This is a genomic window from Collinsella aerofaciens (genome assembly GCF_039752775.1).
GTDB lineage: Bacteria > Actinomycetota > Coriobacteriia > Coriobacteriales > Coriobacteriaceae > Collinsella > Collinsella aerofaciens_R.
The window spans coordinates 1-16,347 of the sequence record NZ_JBDMGT010000002.1; the positions used below are offsets into that span (position 1 = coordinate 1).

Annotated in this window: 11 protein-coding genes and 1 tRNA gene; 4 read left to right on the forward strand and 8 right to left on the reverse strand. The window is 62.0% G+C overall.

Annotated features, from left to right (window positions below):
- Positions 1-183 precede the first annotated feature (183 nt).
- Together thrS and ABHR63_RS00845 are read right to left on the reverse strand one after the other, a co-directional pair.
- The gene (gene thrS / locus ABHR63_RS00840; protein WP_346965851.1) at positions 184-1,947 is read right to left on the reverse strand and encodes a threonine--tRNA ligase; all 1,764 of its coding nucleotides are present in this window, start codon (positions 1,945-1,947) and stop codon (positions 184-186) included.
- Positions 1,948-2,173: 226 nt separating this feature from the next.
- Positions 2,174-2,605 (reverse strand): double zinc ribbon domain-containing protein, encoded by a 432-nt coding sequence (locus ABHR63_RS00845; RefSeq protein WP_055251579.1) that lies wholly within the window; start codon positions 2,603-2,605, stop codon positions 2,174-2,176.
- A gap of 459 nt (positions 2,606-3,064) precedes the next feature.
- Between ABHR63_RS00845 and ABHR63_RS00850 the strand changes: the two genes are divergently transcribed.
- The 4 genes from ABHR63_RS00850 (at position 3,065) to ABHR63_RS00865 (ending at position 7,828) form a co-directional block, all read left to right on the forward strand.
- Positions 3,065-4,468: an NAD(P)/FAD-dependent oxidoreductase gene (locus ABHR63_RS00850; RefSeq protein WP_346964739.1), complete on the forward strand. Its 1,404-nt coding sequence runs from the start codon at positions 3,065-3,067 to the stop codon at positions 4,466-4,468.
- Position 4,469: 1 nt separating this feature from the next.
- Positions 4,470-5,861: an NAD(P)/FAD-dependent oxidoreductase gene (locus ABHR63_RS00855; RefSeq protein ID WP_346964715.1), complete on the forward strand. Its 1,392-nt coding sequence runs from the start codon at positions 4,470-4,472 to the stop codon at positions 5,859-5,861.
- A 3-nt stretch (positions 5,862-5,864) separates the two neighbouring features.
- The gene (locus ABHR63_RS00860; RefSeq protein WP_346964716.1) at positions 5,865-6,263 is read left to right on the forward strand and encodes a DUF1667 domain-containing protein; all 399 of its coding nucleotides are present in this window, start codon (positions 5,865-5,867) and stop codon (positions 6,261-6,263) included.
- Positions 6,264-6,739: 476 nt separating this feature from the next.
- Positions 6,740-7,828 carry a M24 family metallopeptidase gene (locus ABHR63_RS00865; protein WP_138112290.1) on the forward strand — a complete coding sequence of 363 codons (1,089 nt, stop codon included), beginning with the start codon at positions 6,740-6,742 and terminating at the stop codon, positions 7,826-7,828.
- Positions 7,829-7,933: 105 nt separating this feature from the next.
- On the opposite strand, the gene ABHR63_RS00870 is transcribed toward ABHR63_RS00865, so the two are convergent.
- The 6 genes from ABHR63_RS00870 to ABHR63_RS00895 all read right to left on the reverse strand — a co-directional run bounded on the left by ABHR63_RS00870 (position 7,934) and on the right by ABHR63_RS00895 (position 16,131).
- Positions 7,934-9,277, reverse strand: coding sequence for a bifunctional folylpolyglutamate synthase/dihydrofolate synthase (locus ABHR63_RS00870; RefSeq protein WP_195568254.1), 1,344 nt, complete (start codon positions 9,275-9,277; stop codon positions 7,934-7,936).
- 279 nt (positions 9,278-9,556) lie between these two features.
- Positions 9,557-12,253, reverse strand: coding sequence for a valine--tRNA ligase (locus ABHR63_RS00875; RefSeq protein ID WP_346965852.1), 2,697 nt, complete (start codon positions 12,251-12,253; stop codon positions 9,557-9,559).
- A 211-nt stretch (positions 12,254-12,464) separates the two neighbouring features.
- A complete protein-coding gene (gene clpX / locus ABHR63_RS00880; RefSeq protein ID WP_346964717.1) occupies positions 12,465-13,871 on the reverse strand; it encodes an ATP-dependent Clp protease ATP-binding subunit ClpX in 1,407 nt (468 codons plus the stop codon).
- 1 nt (position 13,872) lies between these two features.
- The gene (locus ABHR63_RS00885) at positions 13,873-14,493 is read right to left on the reverse strand and encodes an ATP-dependent Clp protease proteolytic subunit (RefSeq protein WP_022095182.1); all 621 of its coding nucleotides are present in this window, start codon (positions 14,491-14,493) and stop codon (positions 13,873-13,875) included.
- Positions 14,494-14,657: 164 nt separating this feature from the next.
- The gene (gene tig / locus ABHR63_RS00890; protein ID WP_158558666.1) at positions 14,658-15,959 is read right to left on the reverse strand and encodes a trigger factor; all 1,302 of its coding nucleotides are present in this window, start codon (positions 15,957-15,959) and stop codon (positions 14,658-14,660) included.
- A gap of 88 nt (positions 15,960-16,047) precedes the next feature.
- Positions 16,048-16,131, reverse strand: a tRNA-Leu gene (locus tag ABHR63_RS00895).
- Positions 16,132-16,347: the final 216 nt, after the last annotated feature.

Sequence of the window (16,347 nt, forward strand, 5' to 3'; positions counted from 1 at the left end):
GTAAAGCCGTTTGGCCCCACCCGCATAGCGGGTGGTTTCTGATGCGGCGCGCTGCGCGCCCCGCACAGGCTAAAGCCCGTAACAAAAAAAGCCGCTCTAACCAGCGGCTTTTCTTCTATAGACAACAAAAAAGGCGACCGCCCTATAGGACGGTCGCCTTTGTTAATTCTTGTATTGTTTGTGCTAGGCGCGAGTCTTGATCTCCTCGAGCACCTTGGCAACGAACTCGTCAACGCTCATCTGAACGGTCTCGTTGGAACGATCGCGGACGGAGATGTTGCCGGCCTCGACCTCCTTCTCGCCCAGGATGAGCATGTAGGGCACGCGGTCGATGCTGCGGGCCTCGCGGATCTTGTAACCGATCTTCTCGTCGCGGTCGTCGCAGACCACGCGAATGCCGGCGTCCTCCAGCTTGGCGCACACCTCGTGGGCGTAGTCGCGGCTCTTCTCAGAGACGGGAAGTGCCTTGACCTGCACGGGGGCCAGCCAGGTGGGGAACTTGCCCGCAAAGTGCTCAATCAGAATACCGATGAAGCGCTCGATGGAGCCAAAGCACACGCGGTGCAGCATGATGGGGCGCTTCTTGGTGCCGTCGGCGTCCACATACTCCAAATCAAAGTTGAGCGGCATCTGGAAATCGAGCTGGACGGTGCCGCACTGCCAGGTACGGCCGAGTGAGTCCTCCAGGTGGAAGTCGATCTTGGGGCCGTAGAAGGCGCCGTCGCCCTCGTTGACCTCGTAGTCCATGTGCAGCTGCTCCAGAGCGGTGCGCAGGCCCTCCTCGGCGCGCGCCCAGTCCTCGTCCGAACCCATGGAGTCCTCGGGACGGGTGGACAGCTCAACGTGGTACTTAAAGCCAAACTTCTGGTACACGGAGTCGATGAGGTTGACCACGCCCACGATCTCGTCGGTCAGCTGATCGGGACGCACAAACAGGTGGGCGTCGTCCTGGTTAAAGCAGCGCACGCGGAACAGGCCGTGCAGGGCGCCGCGCAGCTCGTGGCGGTGGACCAGGCCAATCTCGCCGGCGCGGATGGGCAGCTCGCGATAGGAGTGCGGCTTGGAAGCGTACACCAGCACGCCGCCCGGGCAGTTCATGGGCTTAATGCAGTACTCCTCGTCGTCGATGACGGTGGAGTACATGTTGTCCTTGTAGTGGTCCCAGTGGCCAGAGGTCTTCCACAGCTGCTTGTTCATGATGAGCGGCGTGGAGATCTCCACGTAGCCGGCTTTGTGGTGGATCTCGCGCCAGTAGTCCAGCAGCGTGTTCTTAAGGATCATGCCGTTGGGCAGGAAGAACGGGAAGCCGGGAGCCTCGTCGCGCATCATAAAGAGGTCCATCTCGCGGCCGATCTTGCGGTGGTCGCGCTTCTTGGCCTCCTCCAGCATGTGCATGTGCTCGTCGAGCTCTTCCTTGGTGGCAAAGGCGACGCCGTTGATGCGGGTGAGCATCTTGTTGTCCTTGTCGCCCTTCCAGTAGGCGCCCGAGACGCCGGTGAGCTTAAAGGCCTTGAGGGCCTTGGTGTAGCAGATGTGGGGGCCTACGCACATGTCGATGTAGTCGCCCTGCTGGTAGAAGGTGATGCGGGCGTCGTCGTCCAGGTCACCGATGTGCTCGACCTTGTACTTCTCGCCGCGCTCTTCCATAAGGGCGATGGCCTCGGCGCGGGGCTTCTCGTACACGGTGAACTTGAGGTTCTCCTTGACGATCTTTTTCATCTCAGCCTCGATCGCGGGGAAGTCGTCCTCGCTGATCTTGACGCCCTTGGGCAGGTCGACATCGTAGTAGAAGCCGTTGTCGGTCGCGGGGCCGTAGGCAAAGTCGGCCTCGGGATAGAGGCGCTTGATGGCCTGCGCCATGATGTGCGCGGCGGAGTGACGGATGACGTGCGTGACCTCGTCCTGCGGGAGCTCGGCCACCGAACCGTCATTGTAGAGTGCCTTCATGGGTATGTTTTCTCCTCTCGGATGCCTGATGCAAGTGCGTGCGATGCGCTCGGCGTTTTTGACTTGCATCATTATAGGCAGGTTGCCTTGGTATACAAGCGCCCGCCGCACCTTAATGGCACGGCGGGCGATTTTCTACGCATGCTTCATCGTGTAGGGCGGGGCTGTGGGGCGCGCGTGGCTTGCGGTGTGCCCGTGGCTTGCGACCGGCCCGGCGATGGATGCGTTACTGGATGCGAGTTCGGCAGTAGGGGCAGACCTTCCAGTGCGCATCGAGCGGGCGATGACAGCTGGGGCATACGTTGCGAACCTGGGTATCGCACACCGGGCAGACGACGAAGTCCTTCTCGATGGGCGCGCCGCACTGCGGGCAGGTGCCGTACTGGGCAAGTTGGCGCTCGCGCAGGGCCATGTCCAGCTCCTGCTCCTCGCGGTCGGACGCATAGGAGTGCGGGCGCAGGACCAGGTAGGCGATGAGGCCTACAAACGGGATGAGGGCGATGATGCCCCATGCCACGTAGGCGCTGGCGCCGCGGCGGCGAGCGTCGATGAACACATAGACGACCGACAGCACATACAGGGCGATGATAAAGCCAACGAAGGCATAGACGACGCCCATAAGCTGCGGCGACATGAGCTCGGAGATGTACTTGGACATTACAGATACCTTTCGGAATATTAACAGTTCGGTCAAGTTTACCACGGGGTTTGTTTATATGGGACCACGGCTAGGGGCGGGGCTGGCGCGGACACAAACATCTCAATCTGTAACAGGTGGGAGCGGACTCCGGGTCTAACTGTTACAGATCGAGACAAACGGAGGACCCGCCTAGCAAACGTCTCGATCTGTAACATCTGGAACCCAGTTCTTCTGTTTACCGTTACAGAACGAGACAAACCTCTGACACCAGGAGCGGCAGACGAGGCTGTCGACGTTGCCGGGTCTCCCCTCGCCTGCCGTTGGCGGGTGTTGCGGGGCTGTTCGCCGCATTGCCGCTGCGCTGGGGGTGTATAGACCGTAGGATAGTCCTATTGACAGCCTGTCAACTCGTCTGGGAGGCACTGTGACAGAAACGTTTGATATCGCGATGTCGGCGCGGGCATCACCGGATGCGCCATCGCGCGGCAGCTCGCGCGGTTTGACCTGTCCATTTGCGTGGTCGAGGCGGCTAACGATATTGCGCTGGGCGCGTCGAAGGCCAACGGCGGCCTGGTGCACGCCGGTTACGATCCGGCACCGGGCACGGTAAAGGCGCAGGTCAACGCACGTGGTTGCGAGCTGTATGGCGCCTGGGCCAAGGAGCTCGGATTTTTGTTCCGCCGCACCGGTTCGATGGTGCTGGGTTTTAGCGACGAGGACCGCGCGCACCTGGAGAAGCTGAGTCAGAATGGCCTGGCCAACGGCGTGCCCGAGCTGTTGATCGTCGGCCCCGACCGCATCCACGAGCTGGAACCGCGCGCGAGTGCCCAGGCCTCGTGCGCGCTGTGGTGCCCTTCGACCGGTTACGTTGACCCATTTGAAGTGGCCATCGCCGCGCTGGAGAACGCGGTCGCCAACGGCGTGACGTTTATGCGCTCCTCACCGGTGGAGGCCATTGAGGTCGCCGACTCGGATGACGGAGCCGTGCGCTTTACGCTGGCGACCCCCGCTGGCAACGTGCGCTGCCGCTATCTGATCAACGCAGCGGGCAACGGCGCCGCCGACATCTCGCATATGGCGGGCGCTGAGGAGTTCCAGATGGTCTGGCGTCAGGGCAACATCGTGGTGCTGGACAAGGAGCCGCGCACGCTCATGCCGCTCTACCCCGTGCCGACGCCGGTGTCGAAGGGCGTTATCGTCACGGGCACCGTGCACGGCAACACCGTGATCACCGCCACGGCTGCCGTGCGCGAGCCGGGCGACACGCAGACCTATGCGAGCGATGTAAACGCGCTGCTGACCGGTGCACGCAAGCTGGTGCCCGATCTGGATACGCACCGCGTGGTGCGCGCATTTGCCGGCGGGCGTCCGGTCATTCAAGGAACGAACGACTTCTTTATTGGACAGTCGGCCGTGGTGTCGGGGCTTTTCCAGGCGGCGGGCATTCAGTCGCCAGGTGTGGCAAGCGCGCCGGCCATTGCCGAGCGCATGGAGCTTGTGATGCGTGAGGCGGGCGTGGAGCTGCACGAGCGGGCGGACTGGAACCCAATTCGCCACGCACCGGACGACTTTGACCGCGCACCGCTGGCGCGCAAGGAGGAACTGATCGAGTCCGACCCCGCGTGGGGACAGATTGTCTGCCGCTGCGAGACGGTGCCCGAGGCCGAGATTATGGCCGCGATCCGACGCCAGCCGGGCGCGGTTTCGGTCGAGGGCGTCAAACGCCGCTGCCGCGCCGGCATGGGTCGGTGCCAAAGCGGCTTTTGCCAGAGCCGCGTGGTGGCGATTCTTACCCGCGAGCTGGGCTGCGACCCCAGCGAGGTGCTGTTGGAGGATGCCGGTTCTTGGCTGGTTGAGGGACCGCTGAAGGGGGTGCGCTAGGATGGCAGAACTCAAATCGAGCGCGATTGATTGCAGCGTCGTAGAAGCCGTACAAACGCAAGCCTTCGACGTGGTCGTTATCGGCGGAGGCCCCGCCGGCATGGCGGCCGCGCTGGCCGCTCATAAGGCCGGAGCGCGCGTGGCCATCGTGGAGCGCGAGCAGCATCTGGGCGGCATCCTGCGCCAGTGCATCCACCCCGGTTTTGGCCTTTCGCACTTTAAGCAGGAACTCACCGGTCCCGAGTACGCCCAACGCTTTATCGACCAGGTGCGCTCGACCGACATTGCGCTGTTCCTGAACAGCATGGTGATTGGGATTGATTCGGGCGAGGGCGAGGGCGCGGGCGCAGCCGTGAGCGCGTCGGGCGTGAACGAGGCCCCGGGAGCAACCGCAGTCCATACCGTCACGCTCATGAGCCCCGCCGGCATGCTGCAGCTCACCGGACGCGCGGTCGTCCTTGCCATGGGGTGCCGCGAGCGCACGCGCAGCGAGATCAAGATCCCCGGCAGCCGTCCCGCTGGCGTGTTTACGGCCGGCCTGGCGCAGCGATACATCAATATCGAAAACCTCAAACCCGGCTCGCGCGCGGTCATTTTGGGCTCGGGCGACATCGGGCTGATCATGGCGCGCCGCTGCACGCTCGAGGGCATCTCGGTCGAGGGCGTGTACGAGCTCATGCCGTACGCCAACGGCCTGCGCCGCAACGTCAAGAACTGCCTGGACGACTTTGGAATTCCGCTGCACTTGTCCACCACCGTCACACGCGTGATCGGGCACGACCGCGTGGAGGCCGTCGAGGTGAGTCAGGTCGACGAGCATCTGGCGCCCATTGCCGGGACGGAGCGCATCGTTCCGTGCGACACGCTGCTGCTTTCGGTGGGTCTGATTCCCGAGAACGAACTTTCGGTTGCCGCGGGCGTAGAGCTTGACCCGCGCACGCGCGGCGCCGTGGTGGACCAGAGCCTGCAAACGGGCGTGCCGGGCATCTTTGCCTGTGGCAACGTGCTGCACGTGCACGACCTGGCCGACAACGTGACGACCGAGTCCGAGCGCGCCGGTGCAGCCGCGGCGGCATACGCGCTAGGGACCGGCGTGGGCGCCGTTCCGGACTGCGAGCTTACCGTCTCCCCTGCCGGCATTGCGGGATACGCGCTGCCGGGGCGCATTACGGCCGTGGCGCTCACCAAGCTCAACTTCCGCGTGCGTCGGCCAGTCGATGCCGCCTGCGTGAGGATCTTGGCCGACGGCGAGGAACTGTTCGCCGGCAAGGTCCGCGCGTTTAAGCCAAGCGTTATGGAAAGCTTCCCACTGCCGGCAAAGGTGATTCAGCGCGCACTCGACTTAGGTGCTAGCGAAATTTTCCTGTCCGTCGATCCCGTCGAGGAGGCATAGACTATGAGCGATAACGTGATCGAAACGCTGCAGTTCAACTGCACGACCTGCCCATCCGAGTGCCTTCTGACCGTAGAGGTAGAGCGTGACGCAGACGGCGCCGTGGTAGAAGTGCGCTCCGTAACCGGCAACAGTTGCCCGCGCGGTGATAAGTTCGCACATCAGGAACTCATCTGCCCCATGCGCGTGCTCACGACGACCATAGCGGTCTCCGGCGGCGACGAGGCCTTGCTCCCCGTGCGCACCGCCGAGGCCATCCCGCTGGCACTCCACGCCCAAGCCATGAACCTCATCCGAGGCCTAGTCGTCAACGCCCCCATCCGCATTGGCGACGTCGTGCTGGAAGACCTTCTCGGCACCAGCATCGACCTCGTCGCCAGCATGGATATCGACCGAGTCTAAGTAACTAATTAGGGACGGGCTCTTTAAGCTACCCTGCCATCCACCCTGCCCTCCTCAGTTGCGGTGGAATAGTTCCTGATTTCCGCCAAAACCCCGGCATCCAGGAACTATTCCACCGCAACTATCCTTGGAATTGGTATTTAGCTTGTGCCTACTTTAGTTCCAATTCAAAACTATGCCGGATTACGGGACTGATTCGGAGACCCCCATCCATACCGGCAATTTTCGATTTTTGATAAGCCGTCTACCTGCGGTTTTAATTTCGTGATTTTTCCCATGGTCAAGTAATACAGGTCCAGCCCCGTAATCCGCCATACTTTTGAAGCCAGCCCATTTGGGACGGGCCTCTTATGACTACTTTTTCCTGCGCGCTTGCCAGGCTCGCCATGGAGTGTCCCAAAGTGCCGGCATAAAAGGAACGTCCCTAGCTGCCGGGCATGGGATACCATGGTGGCAACCTAGCGAAAGGATGTTTCATGGCACATGTCGATGACCAGCGCGTGGCGCGCGTGCTCGATGCGCTCGAGGCTCAGCACCCCGGCGCACAGCTGCTCGTAAACGACCCGTGGTCGATTTATTACCTGACCGGCTTTTATGCCGATATGTTCGAGCGTTTTTGCGGCGTGCTGCTCGCACGCGGTAACGAGCCAGTGATCTTGGTCAACGCTCTGCATCAGCTGCCCGAGTATGACAATGCCCGCGTTGCCTACCACACCGATACCGACGTCGTGGCCGATGCCATCGCTCGCGAAATCGATCCGACCAAACCGCTCGGCATCGACACCGTCATGCGCTCCGGCTTTTTGATGCCGCTCATGGAGCGCCATGCTACGAGCGAGTTTTTCCTGGGTGACTTTGCCGTCACCGCAGCGCGCACCCACAAGGATGCCACCGAGCAGGAGCTCATGCGCGCGTCCTCGACCGCTAACGACGCCGTGATGGCCGATGCCATCAAGCTCGTCCACGAAGGCGTGACGGAACGCGAGATTGCCGACCAGATGCTCGGCTTGTATCGCAAGCACGGCTGCGAGGGCTTTAGTTTTTCGCCCATCGTGAGCTTTGGTGCCAACGCCGGCGACCCGCACCACGAACCCGACGACACCGTGCTCAAGCGTGGCGACGTGGTGCTGTTCGACATTGGCGGACGCCGCTGCAACTACTGTTCGGACATGACGCGCACGTTCTTTTGGGGCGAGCCGGACGAGGAGACGGCGCGCATCTACGACATCGTGCGCCGTGCCAACGAGGCCGCCGAAACACTCATCGCACCGGGCGTGCGCATGTGTGACCTGGACCGCGCCGCACGCGACGTGATTGAAGACGCGGGCTATGGGCGGTACTTTACGCATCGCCTGGGTCACTCGATCGGCCTGCAGGACCACGAGCCGGGCGACGTTTCACTCGTCAACGAGCAGGTCGTAGAGCCGGGCATGACGTTCTCCATCGAGCCGGGCATCTACCTCCCCGGCCGCACCGGCGTCCGCATCGAGGACTTGGCCCTGGTGACCGAGAAGGGCGTCGAGATTCTCAACGCCTACCCTCACGACCCATTCCGCCTAGACTAGCCTGGTCCCCAAGCCCCCAAACTAAGTTGCGGTGGAATAGTTCCTGGATGGGCTGCTAGAACCCAAAAACAGGAACTATTTCACCGCAACTGATGAGGGGATGGGCTAGCGCAGCAGGCCGGCTACTTCGCCGGCTAGGGTGATGGTGCCGGCGGCAACGAAGGACTCGCCCACGGCGTCAAAAGCCGCGAGAGCCTCGGGCACGCTAGGGTACACACCGGCAAGCTTGTTGGCGTCCACCAGGGCAGCAAGTTCCTCTGCCGGCAGGGCGCGATCGGAATCGGTCTGGGTTACGACCACACGCGGGAAGGCCGGAATCAGAACATCGACAATACCGGCCACATCCTTGTCGGCCAGTGCGGCGCACAGCAGCGTGGGGCGATTCTCGACGCACGGATCTATCTCGTCCAGCGCGCTCACAAAGTTCTCGCAGCTCTGAGGGTTATGGCAGGCGTCGATCAGCTTGAGCGGATCGGTCCCCAGCACATCAAAACGACCCGGCGTGGGGCAGCCCATAAGCGATGCATCCAGCGCATCGTGGTCGAGCTCGCGGCCCAAATACCCCTCGCACAGCATAATCGCGCACGCAGCATTCTGCGGCTGGTAGGCCGGCTTAACCATGCTTGACGTATAGATCGCACGCGGCGTGGTGCAGCTAAACTCAACCGTGTCGCCCACGTGTGCCGGAACCTTGGTTGTGGCATGGTTCACCACGAGCGGCACCACACCGCACTCACGGCAACGGGCATCCATCACGCGCTGAACGCTCGCCTCATGCGTACCCTCGCCCAAAACAACAAAGCGCCCAGGCTTAATAACCGCAGCCTTCTCCCCCGCAATGGCCTCGAGCGTGTTGCCCAAAATACGTGTATGATCGAGCCCAATGCCCGTAATGGCAACGGCGACGGGATCGGTCGCACTCGTGGCGTCCCAACGCCCGCCCATGCCAACCTCAAGCACGGCTACGTCCACGCAAGCCTCGGCAAACACTACAAGTGCAGCAGCCGTCAGCAGGTCAAACGGTGTGATGGTATAGGCGCGCTCCCCTGCCGCCACACGGCGCGCATTCACGCGATGCCCCGCCTCGACAGCTGCCGAAACGCCATGGGCAAAGGCCTCGTCGCTCACGACGCACCCATCAACCTCCATGCGCTCGGGATAGCGCACCAGCTGTGGCGACGTATACAGCGCGGTTTTGAGCCCCTCACCACGAAGAATGGCAGCCGAAAAACGCGTAGTCGAAGTCTTGCCATTGGTACCGGCAACCTGGATGCAATCGAAATACTCGTCCGGACGCCCCAGCTCATCGAGCATATCGACAACCGTCTCAAGCAGAGGACCAGCATCCCCAGAAATCCGCCCCGTATCAGCAGCAAGCCCCACAGCCTCATCAAACGAAAGCAACTCAAACGAGAACGGCACAGAATACGACCCAGAACGCTTAGCCATAACCCAAAGTCCCCTCAACATAAAAAGAGGCCCGAATCAACAACGAGCCCCTCCCATTCAAAATGTCAGCCAAACACCGCTTTGCAGCAGAATCAAGGCCACAACCAAGTGGCCCTAACACGCCAGTTGCAAACAACCACGTAAACGAACTAGGAGCGGCCCGACGCTTTGCTCGATACAAGTTCCGCACGCAAAGGACAGCACTTAATGTGCTGTCCGTCTTGCGCAGGACTGTCCGCAGTAGCGAGCAAAGCGTCGGGACGCGCCCCTCAGCGCAATTTACGAGAAGTCAGCAACCTGAGCAGTCAGCGCCGCCAGGATCTCCTTGAGCTCAGCTGCACGGTCCCTCTTCTTCTGGACCACCGCAGGCGCGGCCTTGGCCACAAAGCCCTCGTTGGCGAGCGTCTTCTCGCAGCCGGCGAGCTCCTTCTGCGCCGCGGCGATCTCCTTCTCAAGACGCGCCTTCTCGGCCGAAAGATCGACCTTGCCCTCGAGCACCACAAAGACCTCGACGCCGCTGTCGACCACGGCGATGCTCGCGGCCGGCTTCTCAACGTCGGTACCCATGACCAGCGAAGCGGTGTTGGCCAGCGGCTCAATGGTCGAACGCAGGCTCTCGAGCTTCTCGATGTCCTCGACACCGGCGCGCACGACCACGTCGAGCTCGGCCTTGGGGCTCAAGCGATAACGCGAACGCGTGGCGCGGGCGGCGGAAACGACGGCGCGGCACAGCTCAAACGCGCGCTCGGCGTCCTCGTCGACATACTTGGCGTAATCGGCGGGCTCGGGCCACTTGGCAATCATGAGCGCCTCGGCGCGGTCGACGTTGCCCTCGGCATCCAGGTCGAGCACGCTGGCCGGCATGTTGTCCCAAATCTCCTCGGTGACAAACGGCATGAGCGGGTGCATCAGGCGAATGGAGGTATCCAGCACAAAGATCAGGTTGCGCTGAGCCTGCAGACGGCCCTCGCCCTTCAAGCGGGCCTTGGTGACCTCGACGTACCAGTCGCAGACCTCGTTCCAGAAGAACTGCTGCACGCCGCGGGCCATATCGCCAAAGGTGTAGTTCTCAATACCCTCGGTGACCATCTTAACGGCCTTGGCCAGGCGGCTGAACATCCAGGCGTCGGCCGGCGTCTCCACGACGGGCTCGCCGGGCGTGTAGCCCTCCATGTTCATGAGCAGGAAGCGGCTGGCGTTCCAGATCTTAGTCACAAAGCTCTTGGCCTGGTCGGTACGCGGGCTGTCGATGAGCTTCTTGGTCTTCTTGTCGATGTTCGCGTCGAACTTAACATCCTGGTTGTTGGTGCACAGCGTAAGAAGGTTGTAGCGCATGGCGTCGGCGCCGTACATACCGATGAGGTCCATGGGGTCAACGCCGTTGCCCTTGGACTTGGACATGCGGCTGCCGTCCTTGGCAAGGATCGTCGGGTAGATGACGACGTCCTTAAACGGCACCTCGTCCAGGAAGTACAGCGAGCTCATGACCATGCGGGCGACCCACAGCGCGATGATGTCGCGCGCGGTGACGAGCGCCGTCGTGGGATGATGGCCCTCGAGCAGCTCCGGCTTTTGCGGCCAGCCCTGCGTGGCGAAGGTCCACAGCTGCGAGCTGAACCAGGTGTCCAGCACGTTCTCGTCCTGATGCACGTGATGACCGCCGCACTTGGGGCACACATCGGTGTCCTCGGTAAGGGCGTCCTCCCAGGCGCAGTCCTCGCAGTAGAACACGGGAATGCGGTGGCCCCACCACAGCTGGCGGCTAATACACCAGTCCTTGAGATTCTCCATCCAAGTGGTGTAGGTCTGCGTCCAGCGCGCGGGGTGGAAGGTGACCTTACCGGAGTTGACGGCGTCGAGCGCCGGCCCCTTGAGCTTGTCGACGGCCACGAACCACTGCTCGGACAGCCACGGCTCAAGCGCGGCGTCGCAACGGTAGCAGTGCATGACGGAGTGGTCGTGCTCCTCGACGTGATCGAGTAGGCCGTGCTCGTCGAACCACTTGATGACCGCCTCGCGGCACTCCTCGCGGGTCATGCCGGTGAACTCGCCATAGCCCTCGACGACCACCGCGTGCTCGTCGAAGATATTGATCTGCGGAAGGTCGTGGGCCTGACCCATGGCGTAATCGTTGGGGTCGTGGGCCGGAGTAACCTTAACGAAGCCGGAACCGAAGTTGGCGTCGACATGCCAATCCTCAAAGATGGGAATCTCGCGATCGACGATGGGGAGCTTGACGGTCTTACCCACGAAGGCGGCCTTCTCGGGATCCTTCGGGGAAACGGCGACGCCCGTGTCGCCGAGCATGGTCTCGGGGCGCGTGGTGGCGACGACGATGTAGTCCTGGCCGTTGACCGGCTCGGTCAGCGGGTAGCGCAGGTGCCACAGATGGCCCTTCTCGTCCTTGTACTCGGCCTCGTCGTCCGAGATGGCGGTGGTGCAGTTGGGGCACCAGTTGACGATGCGCTTGCCGCGGTAGATCAGACCGTCGTGGTACCAGTCGCAGAAGACCTTGCGCACGGCCTGCGCGTAGTCCTCGTCCATGGTAAAGCGCTCGTTATCGAAGTCAACGGAGCAGCCCATACGCTTGATCTGCTCGACGATGATGCCGCCGTACTCGTGGGTCCAATCCCAGCAAGCGTCGACAAACTTGTCGCGACCGATCTCCAGGCGGCTAATGCCCTCGCTCTTGAGTTTCTTGTCGACCTTGGTCTGCGTAGCGATACCGGCGTGATCGGTGCCCAGCACCCAGCGCGTGGACTTGCCGCGCATGCGGGCCATGCGGATGATGGCGTCCTGGATGGAGTCGTCGGTGGCGTGGCCCATGTGGAGCTTGCCGGTCACGTTGGGAGGCGGAATGGTGACGGTGCAGTCGCCCACGCCCTCGCGGCGCTTATAGTAGCCGCCGTCGAGCCACTTCTGCAGGATCGCCGGCTCGCTGGTCGACGGATCGTAGTTCTTGGGCATCTCTTCCATATATCTCTCCCTGTCCCGCCGGGGAGGAATGTAGGCCCACCAGGGCCTGCATTCCTCCCCTTAGGTATCGATTACTTCAGTCTGATATGACTTCGCTGAGGCTTAAACAAACACACAGAATAACACAGGTAGTTGGGGTTATTGCGTATATATAAAATAGCCTCCGACCACGGATGGTCAGAGGCTATTTGCAAGCACGTTTTTGGCTGGTTTAGCCGTAGATGCGCTGGGGCTGCTCTTCGCCCTTTACGGAGGCTTCGGTCACAACGACCTTGGAAACGCCTTCCTCGCTGGGCAGGTCGAACATCGTCTGCTGCAGAACGTCCTCGCAGATGGAGCGCAGGCCGCGGGCGCCGGTCTTGCGGGCGAGCGCCATGCGGGCGATCTCGTGCAGGGCGGCGTCCTCAAACTCAAGCTCAACGTCCTCGAGCTGGAACATCTTACGGTATTGACGCACCACGGCGTTCTTGGGCTCGGTCAGGATCGACACCAGGTCGTCCTCGTCAAGCGCCTGCGTCTGGGTGACGACGGGCGTACGTCCCACAAACTCGGGGATCATGCCAAAGGCGTTGAGGTCCTGCGGAAGCACCTGACGCAGCAGGTCGTTCTCGTCGACCGAAGTGGGGCCGGCGATCTCGGAGTTAAAGCCCACGCCCTTGTTGCCCACGCGATCGGCGATGATCTTGTCCAGACCCACAAAGGCACCGCCGCAAATGAACAGGATGTTGGTCGTGTCGATCTGCAGCAGCTCCTGCTGGGGATGCTTGCGGCCCCCGGTGGGCGGAACGCTGGCCACCGTGCCCTCAAGAATCTTAAGCAGCGCCTGCTGAACGCCCTCGCCCGAAACATCGCGGGTAATGGAGAGGTTCTCGGCCTTGCGGGCGATCTTGTCGATCTCGTCCACGTAGATAATGCCCACCTGCGCGCGCTCAATGTCGCCATCGGCAGCATTGATGAGCTTGAGCAGGATGTTCTCCACGTCCTCGCCCACATAGCCGGCCTCGGTGAGCGCGGTGGCATCGGCGATGGCAAACGGCACCTCGAGGATGCGCGCGAGCGTCTGGGCCAACAGGGTCTTGCCGGTACCGGTGGGACCGAGCAGCAGGATGTTGGACTTGGCGAGCTCTACCTCGTCCATATCGTCATCGAACTGCGAGCCCATGTCGTCATCAAAGGCAGACACCGCAGCGCCGCCCTCGATCACGCGGCGATAGTGGTTGTACACGGCAACCGACATGGCGCGCTTGGCGTCCTCCTGGCCCATTACATAGGCCGAAAGCTCGTCATAGATCTCGTGCGGCGTCGGCACGTGCGTGATGACCTGACGGTCGTCCTCGAGCTCAAAGCCCTCGGTCTCGGGGTCCACGGCGGACTGGGATGCAGCCTGACCGTGGTCGTTGAGGAAGCCCGGCAGCTTGCCGTTGCGGGCGGCGTCCATAAAGTCCGAAGCCAGCGACTCCTCCAAAATCTCGGAGCAGGCGGCAACGCACTCGTCGCAGATAAAGATGTTGGTCGGACCCTTTACAAGGCGGCGAACCTGCCCCTGCTCTTTTCCGCAAAAGGAGCAGCGGATGGGGTTGCCGTTCTCGTCAAAGTTGTCCTGCATGTTACCTGCCATCCTAGGCGTCCTTCGCGGCGAGATCGCGCGAGGTGACAATACGGTCAATCAGGCCGTAGTCGAGGGCCTCGGCAGCGGTCAGGTAGTTGTCGCGCTCGGTGTCGGCCTGGACCTTCTCAATGGGCTGGCCCGAGGCATCGGACAGGATCTGATTGAGCTCGCGGCGAGTCTTCTTGATCTCCTCGGCCACGATCTCGATCTCGGTCTGCTGGCCCTGGGCACCGCCGCTGGGCTGGTGAATCATGACCTTGGAGTGCGGCAGGCAGAAGCGTTTGCCCTTAGCACCGGCCGAAAGCAGCACGGCGGCCATGGACGCAGCCATACCGACGCAGATGGTGGAGACCTGCGGCTTGATAAAGTTCATGGTGTCAAGAATCGCCAGGCCGGAGTAAACCTCGCCGCCGGGCGAATTGATGTAGAGCGAGATATCCTTCTCGGCATCCTGGCTCTCAAGATGCAGCAGCTGGGCAACGACCAGGTTGGCACTGACGGAGTTGATCTCCTCGCCCAAGAAGATGATGCGGTCGTTGAGCAGGCGCGAATAGATATCGTAGCTGCGCTCGCCGCGCGGCGTCTGCTCGATAACGTATGGCACGAGGGCGGAATCGAACTTAGCGATCATACGCATCTCCATTTCTCTCTTGCGGACCAATAATGGTTCTAGACAAACGTACGGTGCCCGCATGCTATGCATTGGCTGGCACCGTACGAAGCGACCGGATAACCGGTTTATAACTTTACCCCATCACGGGCGCACGCATGCGCTCGCGGGCAAGGTGGCGAGAATTACTCGGCGTCCTTGGCGGTCTCGTCGACCTCGGTCACCTTGGCGTTCTCGACCAGGTGGTCGACGGCCTTGGAGCGACGGATGGACTCGCGGACGGCAGGCATGCGGCCATCGGCGATGAACTCGGCCTTGGAAGCCTCGACGTCCTTGACGCCGGCCTTCTCGAACTCGGCGTTGATGTCGTCCTCGGTGACCTCGATCTTGAGCTCACGGGCGAGGGCGTCAAGAGCCAGGGACTCACGGGCAACGTCGTTGGCCTGCTTGTGCAGGTCGCCGATGAACTGCTCCATGGTCAGGCCGGAAGCGGGCAGCCAGGTGTCCAGGGTCATGCCGCGGGCAGCGAGGTTGGACAGGAAGTTCTGGCCAAGCTCCTCAAAGACGGACTGCTCGTAGTCGGCGTCCATCTCGTCGAGCTGCAGACGCTCGGCGAGAGCGGAGACGCAACGGTTCTCCTTCTCGGCCGGAAGGCGAGAAGCCTTGTCCTGCTCGATCTCGATCTTGATGGCGTCGCGCATAGCGTCGATGCTGTCGAAGCCAAAGTCGGACTTGACGAGCTCGTCGGTGAGCTCGGGGGTGTTGCGGACCTTGATGCCCTTGACGGTGACCTCGACGGTGTGGGTCTCGGCCTCCTCGCCCTCCTCGACCTCGTCGGTCCAGGTGACGGTCTTGACGTCGTCAACGTTAGCGCCGATCAGGGCCTCATTGAACTCCTTGGGGTTGCTGTCGCTACCGGCGATGAGCATACGGCCCTCGGCGGCAAAGTTGTCGGCGTTCTCGACGGCCTTGAGGTCGACGGTGACGTAGTCCTCGGCCTCGACGGCGCGACCCTCGACGTCCTCGAAGGTGGCACGGTAGTTGAGGAGCATCTCGACCTGGTTGTTGATCTCGGACTCGGTGACCTCCGCAGGGGGCATCTCGATCTCGACGGCGTCGAAGGAGGAGAGCTCAGCGGCGGGACGCAGGGAGAACTCGACGGTGTAGGTGTAGTCCTCGTGATCCTTGGCGAGGTCGAGCTCCTTGTAGTCACCGCTCTTGGTGGGGACGATGTCCAGCTCGTTGAGGACGGCGGGCTCGTTGGCGGCGATCAGGTCGTTGGTGGCCTGAGCGAGGGTAGCCTCGGCGCCAAGAGCGGAGTCGATGACCGGACGGGGGGCCTTACCGGCGCGGAAGCCCGGGAAGCGGTACTTCTTGGCGGTGTCCTTGTAGGCCTTCTTGATCGCGGCGTCGACGTCGGCGGCCGGGATGGTGACCGTAGCGGTGAGCTTGGCGTCCTTGACGTCAGAAGCGGTGATGTTCAACACGTTCCTCCTCATACTGCCCAGCTTATCTGAGGTGCTGGTACCTTTATGCAACAAAGTGTCGCGACGGCCAGGGCCGACGCAGATGCGTTGGTGCGGGCGAAAGGACTCGAACCTTCACGGGAATCCCACCAGAACCTAAATCTGGCGCGTCTACCAATTCCGCCACGCCCGCATGAGCGCACAGACTAGGAATGATAGCAGATACGAACGGCAAGCGCACGCACACGTTTTTAGCTCACGACCTCACCACGAGCGCAAGGCATCCCATCTCATAAGTTGCGGTGAAATAGTTCCTGTTTGGGGCTCCAGTCCTCCAAAACAGGAACTATTCCACCGCAACTTCGGTGCGACTCGGCAGTCTGGCGGTGCTGGCCATGCGCCGGAAAGC